The following is a 15,055-nucleotide window of genomic DNA, read 5'->3' as shown; positions in this document are numbered from 1 at the left end:
TTGCACCCTTGCGGTTAATGTCCGGTTGAGAGGGGGCGGAGAAATTTGGCCGACCGCCTTACATTCCGTTCGCAGCATTAAGGAATAGTTCGCTAATCCCCTCTAAAAGCGATCCAAATTCGCTTCCCATGATGCAAAAGGGGGGCGTCGAGGCCGCCAAGAATGTATTCGCACAATCGACCTTTTGCCCGGAAAGGGGCCATTGTCCGATGACCGCCCATAGCGGCATCGGCCATAATCATGGCCTGGTGGACGACGCTCTGGCGGCGGCGGGCGTGGGGCTGTGCAATGTCGATTCGACGGGTCGCTTTTCCTTCGACGATGCCAGCGCCGCCAAGTTCGGCTTGCCGCATACCGCCGATTTCGCAGAGGTCATCGCGCATGTCGGGCGGGAACATCGCCGCGACATCGTGGAACTGGTCCGCGCCATCAGGGGCCTGCCGCAGCAGCGATCCACCGAATTCCGGGTCGAAACGCCGGGCGGAGCGGTGCACTGGGTTCGCGCCATCGTCCGCCGGATGACGGAGCATTGCGAGGGCGATTGCGGCATCGTCACGCTGATCGACGTCACCGCCGACCGCAACGCCATCGACGCCCTGCGCCAGAGCGAGGAGCATCTTCGCTACACCGTCGAATATAATCCGCAACTGCCGTGGATCGCCGATCCGATGGGCCGGATCATCGACGTCACCGATCGCTGGCTGGCGGCGACGGGCATGACGCGGGAAACCGCGCTGGGCGAGGGATGGGGCAGCGTCACCCACCCCGGCGACCTGGCCCATGTCAACGAGCAGATCGTGCTGGCGCTGACCACGGGCAATCCGTTCGATGTGCGCATGCGGCTGTGCGTTGACGGCCATTATCGCTGGATGCGCGCGCAGGGCTATCCGCGCCGCGACGACCGGGGCGAAATCATCCGCTGGTATGGCTATACCGAGGATATTCACGAGCAGGTGCTGGTCGAGAACCAGATACGCTGGAACGCGGAGCATGACCCGCTGACCGGCCTCGCCAACCGGTTGCTGTTCAACACCAGCCTGGAGAAGGCGCTGGCGGCGGCGGTGCAATGCCTGCACCGGGTCGGCGTGCTGCTGATCGACCTCGATCACTTCAAGGAAGTGAACGACCTGCTGGGCCATCATGCCGGCGATGCGCTGCTGCAACATTATGCGGACGAACTGCGCTCGATCCTGCCGCAGGACGTGCTGGTCGCGCGGCTGGGCGGCGATGAGTTCGCCATCCTGTTCACCCATCTGGAAAATCGCGAGGAACTGGTCCGCTGGGGCGAGGAGATCCTCAACAGGCGGCAGGACTTCTCGCTGGACAGCGGGCCGGTCGATTGCCGGGCCAGCATCGGTGCGGCGTTGTTCCCCGACCATGGCCAGCAATCGTCCGAACTGCTGCGCCACGCCGACATCGCGCTCTACGCCGCCAAGGATGGCGGGCGGGGCAAGATGCTGATCTTCGAAAGCCGCATGCAGGACGAGGTGCGCGAGCGGGCGGCGATGGTCGCGCGGGCGCGCACGGCGGCCAAGAGCGGCGACATACTGGCCTTCTACCAGCCCAAGGTTTCGCTGGTGACGGGTGAACTGACCGGGTTCGAGGCGCTGCTGCGTTGGCGCGACAGCATGGGCAATATCCATGCGCCCGCGTCGATCATGGCCGCGTTCGAGGAGGCGGAAGTCGCCGACCTGCTGGGCCAGACGATGCTGGCCCATGTCATCGCCGACATTGCGAAGTGGAAGCGCATGGGGCTGGCCTATGGCCATGTCGCGATCAACGCCGCGCCGGCCGAGTTCCGCCAGAATAATTTCGCCCCGCGCCTGATCGCAAGCATGCGCGAGGCGGGCCTGCATCCGCGCGATATAGAGGTGGAGATCACCGAAGGCGTGTTCCTGGGCCGGGGCGCAGACCATGCCAAGGATGCCATTTATCGCTTGTCGGAAAACGGCACCTCCATCGTGCTGGACGATTTCGGGACCGGCTTTGCCTCGCTCTCGCACCTGCGTGCGCTGCCCGTCGACATGCTGAAGATCGACCGTTCCTTCGTCTCCCACATCGACGAGGCGAATGGCGACGCGGCGATCGTGTCCGCCATCGTCAACCTGGGCCGCAACCTGGGCATCAAGGTGATTGCGGAGGGGATCGAGACGCTGGCGCAGGCGGACGTGCTGCGCTCCTTCGGCTGCGAATATGCGCAGGGCTATTATTTCGGCGTGCCCACCCCCGCCGCGCAAATCCCGGACCTGATCCGCCGCTGGCCATCCAGCCATGGCGGCGAGTCCCGGACCTTGCCCAGCGCCCGCTCGGCCTGACGCGGGGAACGGGCAGGAAGCCCGGAAGCTGGCGATCGGCATGGCTTTGCGGCTTTCGCGGCCTTGAGCCGACCTCCGGCACTATCCCACCGGCGCTCGTCGGCTGATCCCCGGCCCATGGCGTCTCTACGCTAAGTTCCTCTCCCTGCTGAACCTTTTGCCCTGACAAGCCTCTCGACGTGTGTCGGCGGCGCGCCTACACTCGTGTCGGACCAAAGGGGGAGGCGTTGATGATTATGACCGGCTCCCATGATGCGATCCTCGTCGGATTGTCCATCGTCATCGCCGTGCTCGCGTCCTTCGCCGCGCTCGATCTCGCCAGCCGGATGCGGGCGGCGAAGGGACCGGTGCGACGCCTGTGGCTGACGGCGGCGGCGATCACGCTGGGCGGCGGCATATGGTCGATGCATTTCGTCGCGATGCTGGCCTTTGTCATGCCGGGCATGGCGATGAGTTACGACCTCGGCCTCACCCTGTTGTCGCTGTTCCTCGCCGTGCTGTGCACGGGCGTCGGCTTCAGCATCATGAATCGCGGCGGCGGCGCAGTCCGGCTGGGCGGCGCGGGCCTGCTGATGGGTCTGGGCATGGTGGCCATGCATCATGTCGGCATGGCGGCGATGATGATGGACGCCGATATTCTTTACGATCCGCTCTGGGTCGCCCTGTCCGGCGCCATCGCCATCGGCGCGGCGGTGGCGGCCCTGTCGCTCACCTCGCGCGAGCAATATAGCGGCAGGCAGTTGACCGCCGCGCTGCTGATGGGCGCGGCGATTTCCGGCATGCATTATGTGGGGATGCGCGGCGTCATCTTCATAATGCACGATCACGCCGATGCGGCGTTGGCCCAGAGCAGCGTCAGCCCGTCCATCCTCGCCGCCTGGGTATCCGCCCTGACGCTGCTGATCCTCGTGCTGGCGCTGGGCGCGGCGACCATCGACCGGCGGCTGGCGGCAGCGGCCCGGCGAGAGGCGCGGGTCGCGCTGCGCCTGCGCCTTGCCGAAGCCATCCGCGATGCGACGCCGGAGAAAGCCCTGCGCGAGACGGCGGCGTTGCTGGGACAGCATTTCGGCGTCGAACGGGTCGGCTATGGCGAACTGGACGCCACGCAGGGACAGTTCGACTATCGGATATGCTGGACGGATGGCAGTGTGCCCATCGTTCTGGGCCATTATCCGCTGAGCAATTTCGGAGGCAGGATCGTCGCCTTGCTGACCAGCGGCGAAACCGTGGTGGTGGCGGACCTGCTGGCCGACGCGATGAGCGACGGCCTGCATCCGCCCCGCAATTTCTCCGGTATCGACACGCAGGCGATCCTGATCGTGCCCTTCGTGCATGACGGGCGACTGCAATCCGTCCTCTACCTCAACAGCCGCAACCCTCGCCACTGGACCAGTGACGAGGTGATGTTCGTGGAGGAAATCGCCGAACGCACCCGCCAGATCATCGCGCGCGCCGATGCGGAGACGAAGCTGCGCCAGCTCAACGAGACGCTGGAGCAGCGGGTGCGCGAGGCGGTGGCGGAGCGGGAGGTGCTGGCGGCGGTGGTCGACAATACCTCCGCATCCGTGATGGTGTGCGACCCCGACCTGAACATCGTCGCGCTGAACCGGACGCAGCAGCAGGAATTCCAGCGGATTTACGGGCGGCCCTGCCGGATCGGCGAAAATCTCCTCGAACTGCTCAGCGCCGATCCCCGGCACCGCAACAAGATTCATGCCCAATGGCTGCGCGCGCTGGACGGTGAGACATTCGTCATCGTCGACGAATTCGGCGACGTGGCCTATGTGCAGGCGCATTATGAGGTGCATTTTCACCCCATGCGCGATGCGTCCGCACGGATCATCGGCGCTTTCCTGACCGCCTATGACGTGTCGGCCCGTGTGCAGGCGCAGCGCGATCTGGAGAGCGCGCAGGAGGCATTGCGCCAGAGCCAGAAGATGGAAGCGATGGGCCAGTTGACCGGCGGTGTGGCGCATGATTTCAACAATCTGCTGACCCCGATCCTCGGCGCGCTGGACATGCTCCAGAGGCGCGGCGTGGGGACGGAGCGGGAGCAACGGTTGATCGCGGGCGCGTTCCAGTCGGCGGACCGGGCGAAAGTGCTGGTCCAGCGCCTGCTCGCCTTTGCGCGGCGCCAGCCGTTGCAGGCGGTGCCGGTGGAGGTGGGCAAGCTGGTAGCGGGCATGGCCGACCTCGTCGCCAGCACGACCGGGCCGCAAATCCGGGTGAGCGTGGACGCGGCGGACGACCTGCCGCACGCGCGCGCCGATGTGAACCAGCTCGAAATGGCGTTGCTCAACCTCAGCGTGAACGCGCGCGACGCCATGCCGGATGGCGGGACGTTGCGCATCACCGCGCGCGCGGAGCATCTGGGCGCCGACCGGGGCGCGCTGAAGGCGGGGGACTATGTCTGCCTGTCCGTTGCGGACACGGGCATCGGCATGGACGATGCGACCATGGCCCGCGCCATCGAGCCGTTTTTCTCCACCAAGGGCATTGGCCGGGGCACGGGACTGGGCCTGTCGATGGTCCATGGGCTGGCGTCGCAACTGGGCGGGGCGCTGACCATCAGCAGCAGGCCGGGCGTGGGCACCAATATCGAACTATGGCTGCCGCAGAGCGCATCCGAAATCGACGCTGGTCCCGCCGTCATGCCGCAGCCACGGGCGCTCAAGCGCGGCACCGCGCTGCTGGTCGATGACGAGGAATATGTGCGGATGAGCACGGCGGACATGCTGGGCGATTTGGGCTATGCCGTGGTCGAGGCGGCGTCGGCGGAGGAGGCGATGCTGCTGGTCGAAAAGGGCGCGCGGTTCGATATATTGCTAACCGACCATTTGATGCCCGGCATGACGGGGACCGAACTGGCGAAGCGGGTGCGTATCGCCCGGCCAGAACTGCCCGTGTTGCTGGTGTCGGGCTATGCGGAGATAGAGGGGATAGCGGCGGACCTGCCCCGCCTGACCAAGCCCTTCCGCAAGGATGAGCTGGCGATGAGCCTGGCGGATTTGTAACTCCGTCAGTCCCGCTTGCTACCCAGTCCCAGCCGTTGCGCCACCACGTCGATGTCGCTTCCCTTCGGCACGATCAGCCAGTCTTTGGGCCGCGCGCCGTTGATCGTCACCACGGCATTTTCAGGGCAGATTTTCAGGCATCCCGTCTCCACCACGCCGATCCCGGCTTTGCGCCCCTTGCCGCCGTCCGCCTGCGCGCGCAGGGCCTTGGCGAGAGAGGTCTTGCCCTTCTCGCCAAAGCCGCCGCCCAGCTTCTTCGAGCATTTCCGGCAGACGATGATCGCCGCGTCCCATTGTGCGCTGGTCCTTTTCATCCCCCCGATATGGGTCGCGCAGGGCCGTTGGGAAGAGCGCCCTTTGAGAAGAGCGACTTGCCTTCCGGCCTCGCCACGCCCAAATCGGGGCGATGGACGATCTGTTCGGCACTGCCCCTTCCGATAGCAAGGCACCCCCGCCGCCCCGCGATGCGCCGCTGGCCGACCGGTTGCGCCCACAGACCCTCGACGATGTGGTGGGGCAGGAGCATCTGACCGGCCCGGACGGGGCCATCGGGCGGATGGTCGCGGCGGGACGCCTGTCCTCCATGATCCTGTGGGGACCACCGGGCACGGGCAAGACCAGCATCGCGCGCCTGCTTGCCGCCGCCGTCGGCCTGTGCTTCGAACCGATCTCCGCCGTCTTCTCCGGCGTGGCGGACCTCAAGAAAGTATTCGCCGCCGCGCGCGAACATGCGAAACTGGGCCAGCGCACCCTGTTGTTCGTGGACGAGATCCACCGCTTCAACCGGGCGCAGCAGGATGGTTTCCTGCCCTATGTCGAGGATGGCACGGTCACGCTGGTTGGCGCAACGACGGAGAATCCGAGCTTCGAGCTAAACTCCGCGCTGCTCTCGCGCACGCAGGTGCTGATCCTGCGGCGGCTGGACGAGGCGGCGCTGGACCGGCTGATCGGCCGTGCGGAGGAACTGACCGGCCGCCCCGCGCCGATGAACGCCGATGCGCGGGCCGCCCTGATCGCCAGCGCGGACGGGGACGGGCGCTTCCTGCTCAACCAGATCGAGACGCTCTATGCCATCGACCTGCCGGAACCGCTGGACCCGGCGGGCCTCGCCGCGCTGCTTCACCGCCGCATGGCCGTCTATGACAAGGATCGGGAGGGGCATTACAACCTCATCTCCGCCCTGCACAAGGCGCTGCGCGGCTCCGATCCGCAGGCTGCGCTCTACTATATGGCGCGGATGCTGGTGGCGGGGGAAGAGCCGCTCTATGTGCTGCGCCGCCTCGTTCGCTTCGCGGCGGAGGACATCGGCCTCGCCGATCCGCAGGCGCTGGTGCAATGCCTGGCGGCCAAGGAAGCCTATGATTTTCTTGGCTCGCCGGAAGGAGAACTGCCCATCGTGCAGGCCTGCCTCTATTGCGCCACCGCGCCCAAGAGCAATGCCGCCTATGTCGCGATGAAGGCGGCGTGGCGCAGCGCGAAGGAGACGGGATCGCTAATGCCGCCCGCCAACATATTGAACGCGCCGACGAAGCTGATGAAGGCGATCGGCTATGGCGCGAACTATGCCTATGACCATGATGCGCAGGACGGCTTTTCCGGCGCGAACTACTGGCCGGAGGAGATGGTCCCACAGACCTTCTACCAGCCGACCGAGCGTGGCCATGAGAAGCGCGTGTCCGAACGCATGGCCTGGTGGGACCAGATGCGGCGCGAGCGGGGCGGATGACGCCTTTCACGGCTTTCGCGGCCATCGACTGGTCGGGCGCGAAGGGCGTGCGGCACGCGGGGATCGCGGTCGCTCTCTGCCGCACGGGGGAGGCGGCGCCGACCCTGATTTTGCCCGATGGGGGAACGATATGGTCGCGTCAGGGCGTCGCCGATTGGCTGGCGGGGCAGGCGGCGAAAGAACCCACGCTCCTCGGTTTCGATTTCAGTTTCGCCCCGCCGCTGGTGGAACGCGGGGCCTATCTCCCCGGTGAGGCGGGCGTTCCGGACAGCGCGCCTGCCTTCTGGGCCTATGTTGATCGCCTGTGCACGAAGGAGCCGGACCTGTGCGCGGCCAGCTTCCTCGAACAGCATCACCGCCGTCATTTCTATTTCGGCGCGGCGGATGGGGTGAAAGCCGGCTATATGCACCTGCGTCGATGCGAGGCGCTCTATAATGCGCGGGGTGGGGGCAAGCCCTCGACCGTTTATGACGCCATCGGCGCGGCGCAGGTGGCCAAGGCTAGCTTTGCGGGGATGCGGATGCTGCACCATCTGCGCGGCAGGGTGCCGGTGTGGCCGTTCGACGGGCGGGGGCCTCCGGCCGGTGGATCGCGGATCGTCGAAATCTACACCAGCCTCGCCGCGCGCGCTGCCGGACGGCCCAAGGGGCGCAGCAAGATCCGTGATGGCGCGCCGCTGGACGCGGCGCTGGCGGCGTTCGGCTCCCGGCCCCACAGCCCGCTCGCCCGCTATGCCGACCATGCCACCGACGCGATCCTGACCGCGGCCTGGCTGCGTCATCGGGCGGGGGACGTCGCCCTGTGGTCGCCCGATGCCCTCACCGACCTAATCGCGCGCACCGAAGGCTGGACCTTCGGCGTGGTTTGAGGCAAAGGGCGGCAATGGAGCGCCGGCTTAGCTCAGTTGGTAGAGCACCTGATTTGTAATCAGGGGGCCACGGGTTCGAATCCTGTAGCCGGCACCATTCGTAGCAAAGCTATGAAAACGTTGATAAATATGGGTTTTCTACGGTCGTGTGCTACAATCGTAGCATGAGGAAGCCTTGGTAATTTGCCGATTTCTGACCCCGCATCGCAATGGCGTCTACTATTTCCGCAGACCGATCCCCGAGCATCTCCGCCCTATCATCGGCCAGCGAGAGTGGATGTTTTCGCTCAAGGTGAAAGACCGAGACGCGGCAAAGAGACTGGTAGCGATTGAAACTGTCCGCACTGACGGGCTGTTGCTGCAGGCCGAGCATGCTTTGAAAGCGGCACAGCCCAAAGACTCGACCCAAATTGCGCTTGAGCGGCGTATAGCAGAGCAGACGCGGGGGCGGGAGGCACATGATCGTGACCATCAGGCATTGGTCGATGAGGTCGACGCCCAGCTACGCCATGCGGAGGATGAGCGGGAAGCCCGCATAGCCGCACAGGAGGCTGAGGCCCGGCATTTGCGCCACGTCATCCGCACAGGAAGGACAGCGCAGATGGAGCCGCAAGAGGCCGTCAGGGTCCGTGCTGTCCGCGATGCCGAAGAACAGGCGGCTTTGGCTGCCGAGCGCGTAGTCGCGTTGCAGGCAGAACTAGCCGCGCTGAGACAGCAGGGCACGCCCACCGTATGATTTCCATCCTTCTTGCTTCTCTTCTCATGACGAAGGACGTGGCCACTATGCGCTCCGATGGCACGCGGTCGATCTTGATAGGGTGCATCGCGAAATATGCTGCTGCCTCCCAGAAGTCCGGACTCGCGGCAGATCAGGCGTTCGATGCGGCGCTAACGATTTGTGATCCTATCGCCCGTGATTTTCGCAAGGCGCTGGAGCCAGTCGCCGAGCATGTTTTGCAGGCTCAGGGGGTAGAGCATTACGGGCAACAGGCAGTCGATACTATCGCTGACGAGACGTTCAACAACGCTATAGTCGAATTGAAGGACACAATGTTGTCCTACGTCAATGCGCAGGCAACGGCCCGCTGATCGACACGCGCATTGTTAGAACCAAGGCTGTGCGACGACCGCACATTCGCTGAGGTCGCCAGCCTCCATTATCGCGGAAAGCCCCGAGCCTTCCGCGTCTGGGACGAGGCGTTCATGCCGTCTAGCCCGGTCGTGATCCGAAAGGACACCATCGTCTCTCCGCTGGAGGAACTCCGCCCGATCAATCCGACAGCCGCAACCTCGCTGGAGTCGATTGCAGACTCCCTCAGCGACGACAGGGCCGGAGAGGTAGTCAAGGTGCCCCCGTGCGCTGAACAGGCCTACGCGGGACTCTACGGGCATTATGGAGCTATCCGCGCCGAACGCTGGGCCGCCGTTCGTGGTTTGGCGGGCAAGGATGCTGTGCTGGTCAAGGACGGGAGCAAGGGCCTTTGCCTCGCAGGGTGCATAATGTCCCTACCCGCCGACTTCGCGCCCGCCCTGATCCTTGACGCATCTGGCAGGGTCGGAACGGGGCTAATGGTGTCTGTGGGGACTGCGAAGTCTGGCTTGTTGGGAAGCTGCCGCACGCTTCGGAATTGCTGGCTGACACCTTTCCCGGTGCCGTGATTGATGATTGGCACCCGGCAGGCGATACCTTGCGAGGAAGCCCGCTGAGAGTCGCCCAGGCCATTGAGACAGCCTTGTCGGTGCCTGGAGTCCGGCAAGTGTCGAAAGGCGCTGTGCGGGCCTCTGTGGGCATCAAGACAGGCGAGGGGCTGGCGAAGGTGTTGCGCCGGGAGCCTTTTAGGCGCTGGGCGGACGATAGGGGCGTGAAGGTGACGGTAAGGGGCTTTGAATGGGCGTGATGGATTGGCGCTTGGGTCCGTCTTCTCCCTCGCTGGCATAGGCGAGGCGCCTGCCATAACCTACCGGCTATCGTGCTCCGATCCTCCTGTGCATTATAAGTTTCTGTTTGCAACTTATTGCATGTGATAAAGTATCATTGGGGCAGAAGCGCCGCTAGATGCCCGATTATTTCTCTGGTGGGTAGAGGCTACCGCGCCCCTCCAAGGCCGCTATGAGCGTTCCGGCCCCTCAGCGCCTGCCACAGGATCGTCAGGACCCTATCGCCCTTCCAGCCTATGCCGAGTAGCCTGCATGCGGCGATGAGTCCTGACGGGGCTGTACGGCCATTGTAGCCGCATATCAGCTATAAAATAGGTCATGGCCATACTGTCGGCAAGCTCCCGGAAGCCAAATGCCTTCCAGAAGAGAAGGTGGGTCCCGAGTTAACTTATTTGAAACACGGACAATTAACGTGAGTGGGCCACTATGACTTTCCTATGCAGGAGTATGAAGTTGAAACGTTTTGTCTACGGCATGGGAGTTATCGTTCTCGCAAGCCTAAGCGCACAGCACGCATGCGCTGCTGATGGGTTTCCAGAACGGGGCATGTACGAGATGACTGTGCAGACTTCCAAGGGCGTCACCCGGTCCAAAATCCGCTTGGAAGCTGCAAGTCGGGAGACGTTCGAAAATGCCTTTGCCGGGAGGCAACGTGGGGCTTGTCGAGAACGACGGATAACGATCACTCAGGGAGCATTTTCTTTCAGTCAGATTTGCGATGCCCCAGACGGCGATATTCATAATCTCGGCCTGAAATCAGAAGGGACGTTCTCATCGAAGGCAGTCAACATTGTCTCTCAGATGACGCTTTGGGGCCAGCCGATTGCAGAGCGGCGCACCTATCGCTTTCTTCATCCCTGATTTCAACGATGTGATCCAAGTCAATGATCCCTCTCCGGTAGAAGCAGCGAGAAGTGCCCGCGATGGGGGATCATCGCCCAGATACCAAGGCGTTACGCCGCTTGGGCGTTATCTGTCAGTGCAGCGGCACAGTACCGCGTCACAGTCGCCTTACCGACCCCGAAGTGTTCCGCCGTCTGCTTAATGCTCGCTGAGTTCTCACGGCGCCATGCGACCACCTGGGCAGGCGTTACATCCTCCTTGCCAGCTCGCCTTCCAGTCGGTCTACCCATGCTCACCTTGCCCTTATGGGTGCGTCCAGTCTCCGCAAGGGCTACACGCGCCGCCGCCCGTCCACTCTCGCACCGTTCACGGATGCGATGGCGCTCCATGTCCGCCATCTGGGCTAGGACGGCGACGATCAGTTCCCCTACGCCCCGTCCGATGACCCCAAGTCCCCGAACGTCCAGCGTCACGCCTTCGTCCAGTAAGCGACGGACCATGGCCTGCACGTCCAGCGCATCGCGGCCAAGACGGTCGATGGAATAGACGTGGATGGTATCGCCTTCACGGACGTAGCGGAGAAGCTGGGAGAAGCCGGGCCGGTCCTCAGCCTTCACGGCACCGCTAACGCCCACGTCCTCAAATTCCCTGTCGAAGTTACCGCCAAGCGCCTGCCGCTGCGCTTCCACGCTCTGGTCGCCAGTGGACACACGGTAATAGGAGATGCGGCTCATGAGGTAGCTCCGGTGTCTCAGAAGATATGGCGCACTTATGAGGCCTGCATCACAACTCGTCAACATATCTTTTGAGGCAGATTGGGCATGGCTTTCCACCCTGCCTCACAACCTACAAGTTTCGAGTCAGGTGAAGGGCAATGTCCAATGTGGACGACACGCGCCTGAAATGCCGACCGCTCCAATGTGCCCTATCGCTGCCGACCGCCATAGCGCGGCCGGAAAGGTACAGCGGGACAGCCCGTCACGCCATCGACGCCAGCCGCAGCCGTCGCGTTCCTGCGCAAGGTTATGTCGATTGTTTACGGGTCCCCTCCGGGCGCTTTCTGGTTCCCTACGGCGCTTTGATTAAAGTGAAATCAAAATCGGCGGCTTCGCTCGATGCGATATTTCTAGACTCGGACTCTGTTATTGATCGACACTCTCCAGAAAATCTCCGGTCCCTAGCCAGTTTTCTTAAGGCATTCATTTTGCCGGATGGCGGCCATGCTGTGTACGGCACGTCCTTGCTCGCCAAGACGTAGATGATCTTCTTTGCTGTAGGCAACCTGTAGGCATAGATCGCACGGCGGCGCGGTTGGCGTTTCACCAGGAGGGCCTCTTTGGTCCTGATCGCGTGTAACAATCCACTAAACTCACCCGGCGCCATTACGATTCCGTAACGTGCCAAAAGCTGCCTGTGGAAGTGCCAGTGCTCGTCGGGGATCGACGCCCCTTCCCAACGCGGATCAAATACAACCATTGCCCCAATCTTTTCGCGGGTCCCCTTTGGCGTCGTCAAGGGCTTTGCGTACCCCCGCCCCCTTTCAGCCGACCCCCGGCCCGCAAAAATCCTGAACGGGTCCCATCTCCGGGAACCCAAGGTCCACCAGCCTGCCCTGACGAGGACGGGCTACCTTCAACACCAACAGAATGAAATTTCATGACCAACCAACCGGCCCCCGAAGAGCCGTCAGAATATCTCCGGTTCAACGGCCATCCCGTCCATTACGTGATCGACAACGGCGCCGTCTGGTTTGCCCAGGACGACATATTGACCGCGCTTGGACTTGCTGATGACGCCCGCGCCAAAGTGGATGGCGGCCCTGACAACTCCTTCGAGATCGTAACGGACCCTCAGACCGGAGAGCGGACTTATCGCCCCGTTGAGGCCTTTTTCCAAAGTGGATGCCTCATGGTCGCGCACAGCCTTCGCGTATGCATCGATCAGACTGCCGAGCTGATCCGAGAGTGCGCGCTCTAGTGTTGGAAGCCACTTCTCGTAGGCCGTTCCGATTTCCTCTTCCGAATAGGACCGTGTCGCAGTGAACGAAAAGATAGCTTTGCCCAAAGTCTCTTCTAGAAACCCGAATGTACCAACAGCGCGGCCCAGCACTTCCCAAAACTCAGCGGTATGCCGATGGGTTGGGAACCATGTTTGCAAATTTGCGATGTCAACAACGTATCGGCGGGGGGTTTCCATCAGACAAATATGGGCGGCAAAGCGCAGCCCTGCAAGTTCCCGCGCTCGCCTGCGGCGCTATCGGCTCCCGATGATCGCAACGGCTATAAGCGCCGCTCCTAAGATGACGGCGAGCGCCACCGGCATTGCGATAATAAGCCCGATCACCAGAAACAGGCCGATGGCATATCGGCACCGACAATTATTACCGTGTGACGGTCGACGCCAACCGCCGCCTGAACGACCTGATCGCTGTCCGCCTGAACGCCGTCTATCACCAGAACGACGTGCCGCGCCGCGACCGTGAATTCTACGACCGCTGGGGCGTGTCGCCGTCGATCACCATCGGCATCGACAGCCCGACGAACCTGACGGTCCAGTTTGACCATCTGACCGACCATTCGATTCCGCAATATGGCGCGCGCTGGTTCCCGCGCTATGGCGGTTTCCTCGCTGGGCAGAACTTGCGCGCCTATTATGGCACGGCAAATCTCGACAAGCAGAACAGCGAGACCAACTCGGTTCAGGGCATTTTCAGCCATGAGTTCAGCGACACGTTGCGCATCCGCAATCTGGTGCGTTACGAGAATATCAGCCAGGACACGATCACCAGCAACATTGGTGGTTCCTTCTGTCTGGATAACGGCACGGCGGGTGGCTACAACCCGGCCACCGTTCCGACCGCGGCGATCCCCAATCCCGTCACGTCCTGCAACACGACCACCAGCACGGTGTCCGGCGCGGCGGCAGCGATCCCCGTCGGCTATTATCAGCCGACCGGCAGCCGCGGCGTGCAGCGTTTCATCCGCAACGAGACGGCCTATGAGCAGTTCGACATCATCGGCACGCTGAAGACCGGCGGGATCGAGCATAGCTTCGTTCTGGGCGCATCGGCCCTGTGGCAGAAATATCGTCAGGACCAGGGCAACCTGCTGCGCAATGCGGATGGTACGTCGACCGCCGCCGCCGCGCTGCCGATCGTCAACTTCGCCACCCCGGATACGGTGGTGCCGGTCGCTGGCTATATCGTCGTTACCAATGTCTACACTGGCCCCGTCAACCTTGTCCGGGCCTCGCAGGCCAATGGCCGTCAGAACGCCTATTCGGCCTATTTCTTCGACACGGCGAAGATCACCGACTGGTTGCAGATCAACGGCGGCGTCCGCTACGATCATGTCGAGGGTCAGAATTTCACGTTCAGCTTCAACACCAGCAACACGGTGGCGGCGCCTCTGGGGCAGGTGACGACGGCAACCGCGAACGCGGCGAACAACCCCAACCGCATCACGAGCGACCTGTTCTCCTATCGCATCGGCATCGTGGTAAAGCCGACGGAGAATATGAGCCTCTACGTCGCGCATGGCAATTCCAAGCTGCCGTCGCAGTCGTCGATCAGCGACAGCTGCACCCAGTCCGTCCCGGCGAACACGACGGTGACCCCGAACGTCGCGGCGGTGATCGGCACCTGCACCTCGACGCCGCAGGTCACGAAGAATTACGAGATCGGCGTCAAGGCGGAGCTGTTCAACAAGCGCATGCTGGTCAGCGCCGCGCTGTTCCGCAACGACCGCAACTATAACGTCAGCCCGGCGGCCGATCCGACCCGCCCGGATCAGGTGTCGGAAGGCAAGCAGCGTTCGCAGGGTGTTTCGTTCGGCGCATCGGGCAACATCACCGACGCCTGGACGCTGACCGCCAACTATATGTATCTGGACGCCTATACGATCCAGAGCGTCAGCGACACGACCCGCGAAGCGAACATCCAGTTGGGCCTGATCCCCGATCTTCTGGCCGGCGCGCGCAACGTCAATGCGGCGGAACATTCGGGCAGCGTGTTCACCACCTATCGCCTGCCGTTCGGCCTGCAGGTCGGTTATGGTCTCAGCTATCAGGGCAGCTTCCAGATCAGCCAATATACGCTGGTCGCGGCTCCCCTGACGCCGGCTCCGGTCTATAAGGCGCCGAGCTACATCACGCAGCGCCTGATGGCGTCCTATCCGATCAACGACCGCTTTACCGCGCAGATCAACGTGCAGAACCTGTTCAACGAAAAATATGTGACGACGGTTCGCACTTCGGCCGGTGAGAGCTGGGCTGTCCCCGGACCGGCGCGCTCGGCCGTGTTCAGCCTGACGGGCAAGTTCTGACGCTTCCTGTCTCAGGAAAAACCGCGAC

Annotated in this window: 12 protein-coding genes and 1 tRNA gene; 9 read left to right on the top strand and 4 right to left on the bottom strand. The window is 63.1% G+C overall.

What is annotated here, in order from left to right; genetic code table 11:
• Positions 1-209 precede the first annotated feature (209 nt).
• Both LWE61_RS11070 and LWE61_RS11065 read left to right on the top strand, forming a co-directional pair.
• On the top strand, positions 210-2,315 hold the full coding sequence (locus tag LWE61_RS11070; protein WP_234150119.1) for a putative bifunctional diguanylate cyclase/phosphodiesterase: 2,106 nt from the start codon (positions 210-212) through the stop codon (positions 2,313-2,315).
• A 236-nt stretch (positions 2,316-2,551) separates the two neighbouring features.
• Entirely contained in the window at positions 2,552-5,329 is a 2,778-nt protein-coding gene (locus tag LWE61_RS11065; RefSeq protein WP_234150118.1) for an MHYT domain-containing protein, read from the top strand.
• Between the two features lie 5 nt (positions 5,330-5,334).
• Here LWE61_RS11065 and LWE61_RS11060 read toward each other — a convergent pair whose 3' ends face one another.
• Positions 5,335-5,643: a (2Fe-2S) ferredoxin domain-containing protein gene (locus tag LWE61_RS11060; protein ID WP_234150117.1), complete on the bottom strand. Its 309-nt coding sequence runs from the start codon at positions 5,641-5,643 to the stop codon at positions 5,335-5,337.
• Positions 5,644-5,735: 92 nt separating this feature from the next.
• On the opposite strand from LWE61_RS11060, the gene LWE61_RS11055 reads away from it, so the two are divergent.
• The 6 genes from LWE61_RS11055 (at position 5,736) to LWE61_RS11030 (ending at position 10,723) form a co-directional block, all read left to right on the top strand.
• Complete coding sequence (locus LWE61_RS11055) at positions 5,736-7,055, top strand: replication-associated recombination protein A (protein WP_234150116.1); 1,320 nt, start codon at positions 5,736-5,738, stop codon at positions 7,053-7,055.
• Entirely contained in the window at positions 7,052-7,924 is an 873-nt protein-coding gene (locus LWE61_RS11050; protein WP_234150115.1) for a hypothetical protein, read from the top strand. The genes LWE61_RS11055 and LWE61_RS11050 overlap by 4 nt, the downstream gene beginning before the upstream one ends.
• 21 nt (positions 7,925-7,945) lie before the next feature.
• Positions 7,946-8,021, top strand: a tRNA-Thr gene (locus LWE61_RS11045).
• 78 nt (positions 8,022-8,099) lie between these two features.
• A complete protein-coding gene (locus LWE61_RS11040) occupies positions 8,100-8,660 on the top strand; it encodes a DUF6538 domain-containing protein (protein ID WP_326490633.1) in 561 nt (186 codons plus the stop codon).
• Entirely contained in the window at positions 8,657-9,013 is a 357-nt protein-coding gene (locus LWE61_RS11035) for a hypothetical protein (protein ID WP_234150113.1), read from the top strand. Before LWE61_RS11040 ends, LWE61_RS11035 begins: the two co-directional genes overlap by 4 nt.
• 1,302 nt (positions 9,014-10,315) lie before the next feature.
• Entirely contained in the window at positions 10,316-10,723 is a 408-nt protein-coding gene (locus LWE61_RS11030; RefSeq protein WP_234150112.1) for a hypothetical protein, read from the top strand.
• A gap of 92 nt (positions 10,724-10,815) precedes the next feature.
• Here the strand turns inward: LWE61_RS11030 and LWE61_RS11025 are convergent, their stop codons facing one another.
• The 3 genes from LWE61_RS11025 to LWE61_RS11015 all read right to left on the bottom strand — a co-directional run bounded on the left by LWE61_RS11025 (position 10,816) and on the right by LWE61_RS11015 (position 12,901).
• The gene (locus tag LWE61_RS11025) at positions 10,816-11,439 is read right to left on the bottom strand and encodes a recombinase family protein (RefSeq protein WP_234150111.1); all 624 of its coding nucleotides are present in this window, start codon (positions 11,437-11,439) and stop codon (positions 10,816-10,818) included.
• A 334-nt stretch (positions 11,440-11,773) separates the two neighbouring features.
• Positions 11,774-12,181, bottom strand: coding sequence for a hypothetical protein (locus LWE61_RS11020; RefSeq protein WP_234150110.1), 408 nt, complete (start codon positions 12,179-12,181; stop codon positions 11,774-11,776).
• 210 nt (positions 12,182-12,391) lie between these two features.
• Positions 12,392-12,901 carry a hypothetical protein gene (locus tag LWE61_RS11015; protein ID WP_234150109.1) on the bottom strand — a complete coding sequence of 170 codons (510 nt, stop codon included), beginning with the start codon at positions 12,899-12,901 and terminating at the stop codon, positions 12,392-12,394.
• Positions 12,902-13,092: 191 nt separating this feature from the next.
• Between LWE61_RS11015 and LWE61_RS11010 the strand changes: the two genes are divergently transcribed.
• On the top strand, positions 13,093-15,027 hold the full coding sequence (locus LWE61_RS11010) for a TonB-dependent receptor (RefSeq protein WP_234150108.1): 1,935 nt from the start codon (positions 13,093-13,095) through the stop codon (positions 15,025-15,027).
• The last annotated feature ends 28 nt before the right edge of the window (positions 15,028-15,055 follow it).

This window comes from Sphingobium sufflavum, assembly GCF_021403115.1.
In the GTDB taxonomy this organism is placed as follows: Bacteria; Pseudomonadota; Alphaproteobacteria; order Sphingomonadales; family Sphingomonadaceae; genus Sphingobium; species Sphingobium sufflavum.
The sequence above is the reverse complement of the archived record's forward strand: the minus strand, read 5'-3'. Positions and strand labels throughout refer to the sequence as shown.

Excerpts from the sequence above, each read along its gene's own strand:
- LWE61_RS11055 (WP_234150116.1), top strand. The coding sequence starts at position 5,736 with ATGGACGATCTGTTCGGCACTGCCCCTTCCGATAGCAAGGCACCCCCG.
- LWE61_RS11050 (WP_234150115.1), top strand. The coding sequence starts at position 7,052 with ATGACGCCTTTCACGGCTTTCGCGGCCATCGACTGGTCGGGCGCGAAG.
- LWE61_RS11025 (WP_234150111.1), bottom strand. The coding sequence starts at position 11,439 with ATGAGCCGCATCTCCTATTACCGTGTGTCCACTGGCGACCAGAGCGTG.
- LWE61_RS11035 (WP_234150113.1), top strand. The coding sequence starts at position 8,657 with ATGATTTCCATCCTTCTTGCTTCTCTTCTCATGACGAAGGACGTGGCC.
- LWE61_RS11070 (WP_234150119.1), top strand. The coding sequence starts at position 210 with ATGACCGCCCATAGCGGCATCGGCCATAATCATGGCCTGGTGGACGAC.
- LWE61_RS11020 (WP_234150110.1), bottom strand. The coding sequence starts at position 12,181 with ATGGTTGTATTTGATCCGCGTTGGGAAGGGGCGTCGATCCCCGACGAG.
- LWE61_RS11015 (WP_234150109.1), bottom strand. The coding sequence starts at position 12,901 with ATGGAAACCCCCCGCCGATACGTTGTTGACATCGCAAATTTGCAAACA.
- LWE61_RS11065 (WP_234150118.1), top strand. The coding sequence starts at position 2,552 with ATGACCGGCTCCCATGATGCGATCCTCGTCGGATTGTCCATCGTCATC.
- LWE61_RS11060 (WP_234150117.1), bottom strand. The coding sequence starts at position 5,643 with ATGAAAAGGACCAGCGCACAATGGGACGCGGCGATCATCGTCTGCCGG.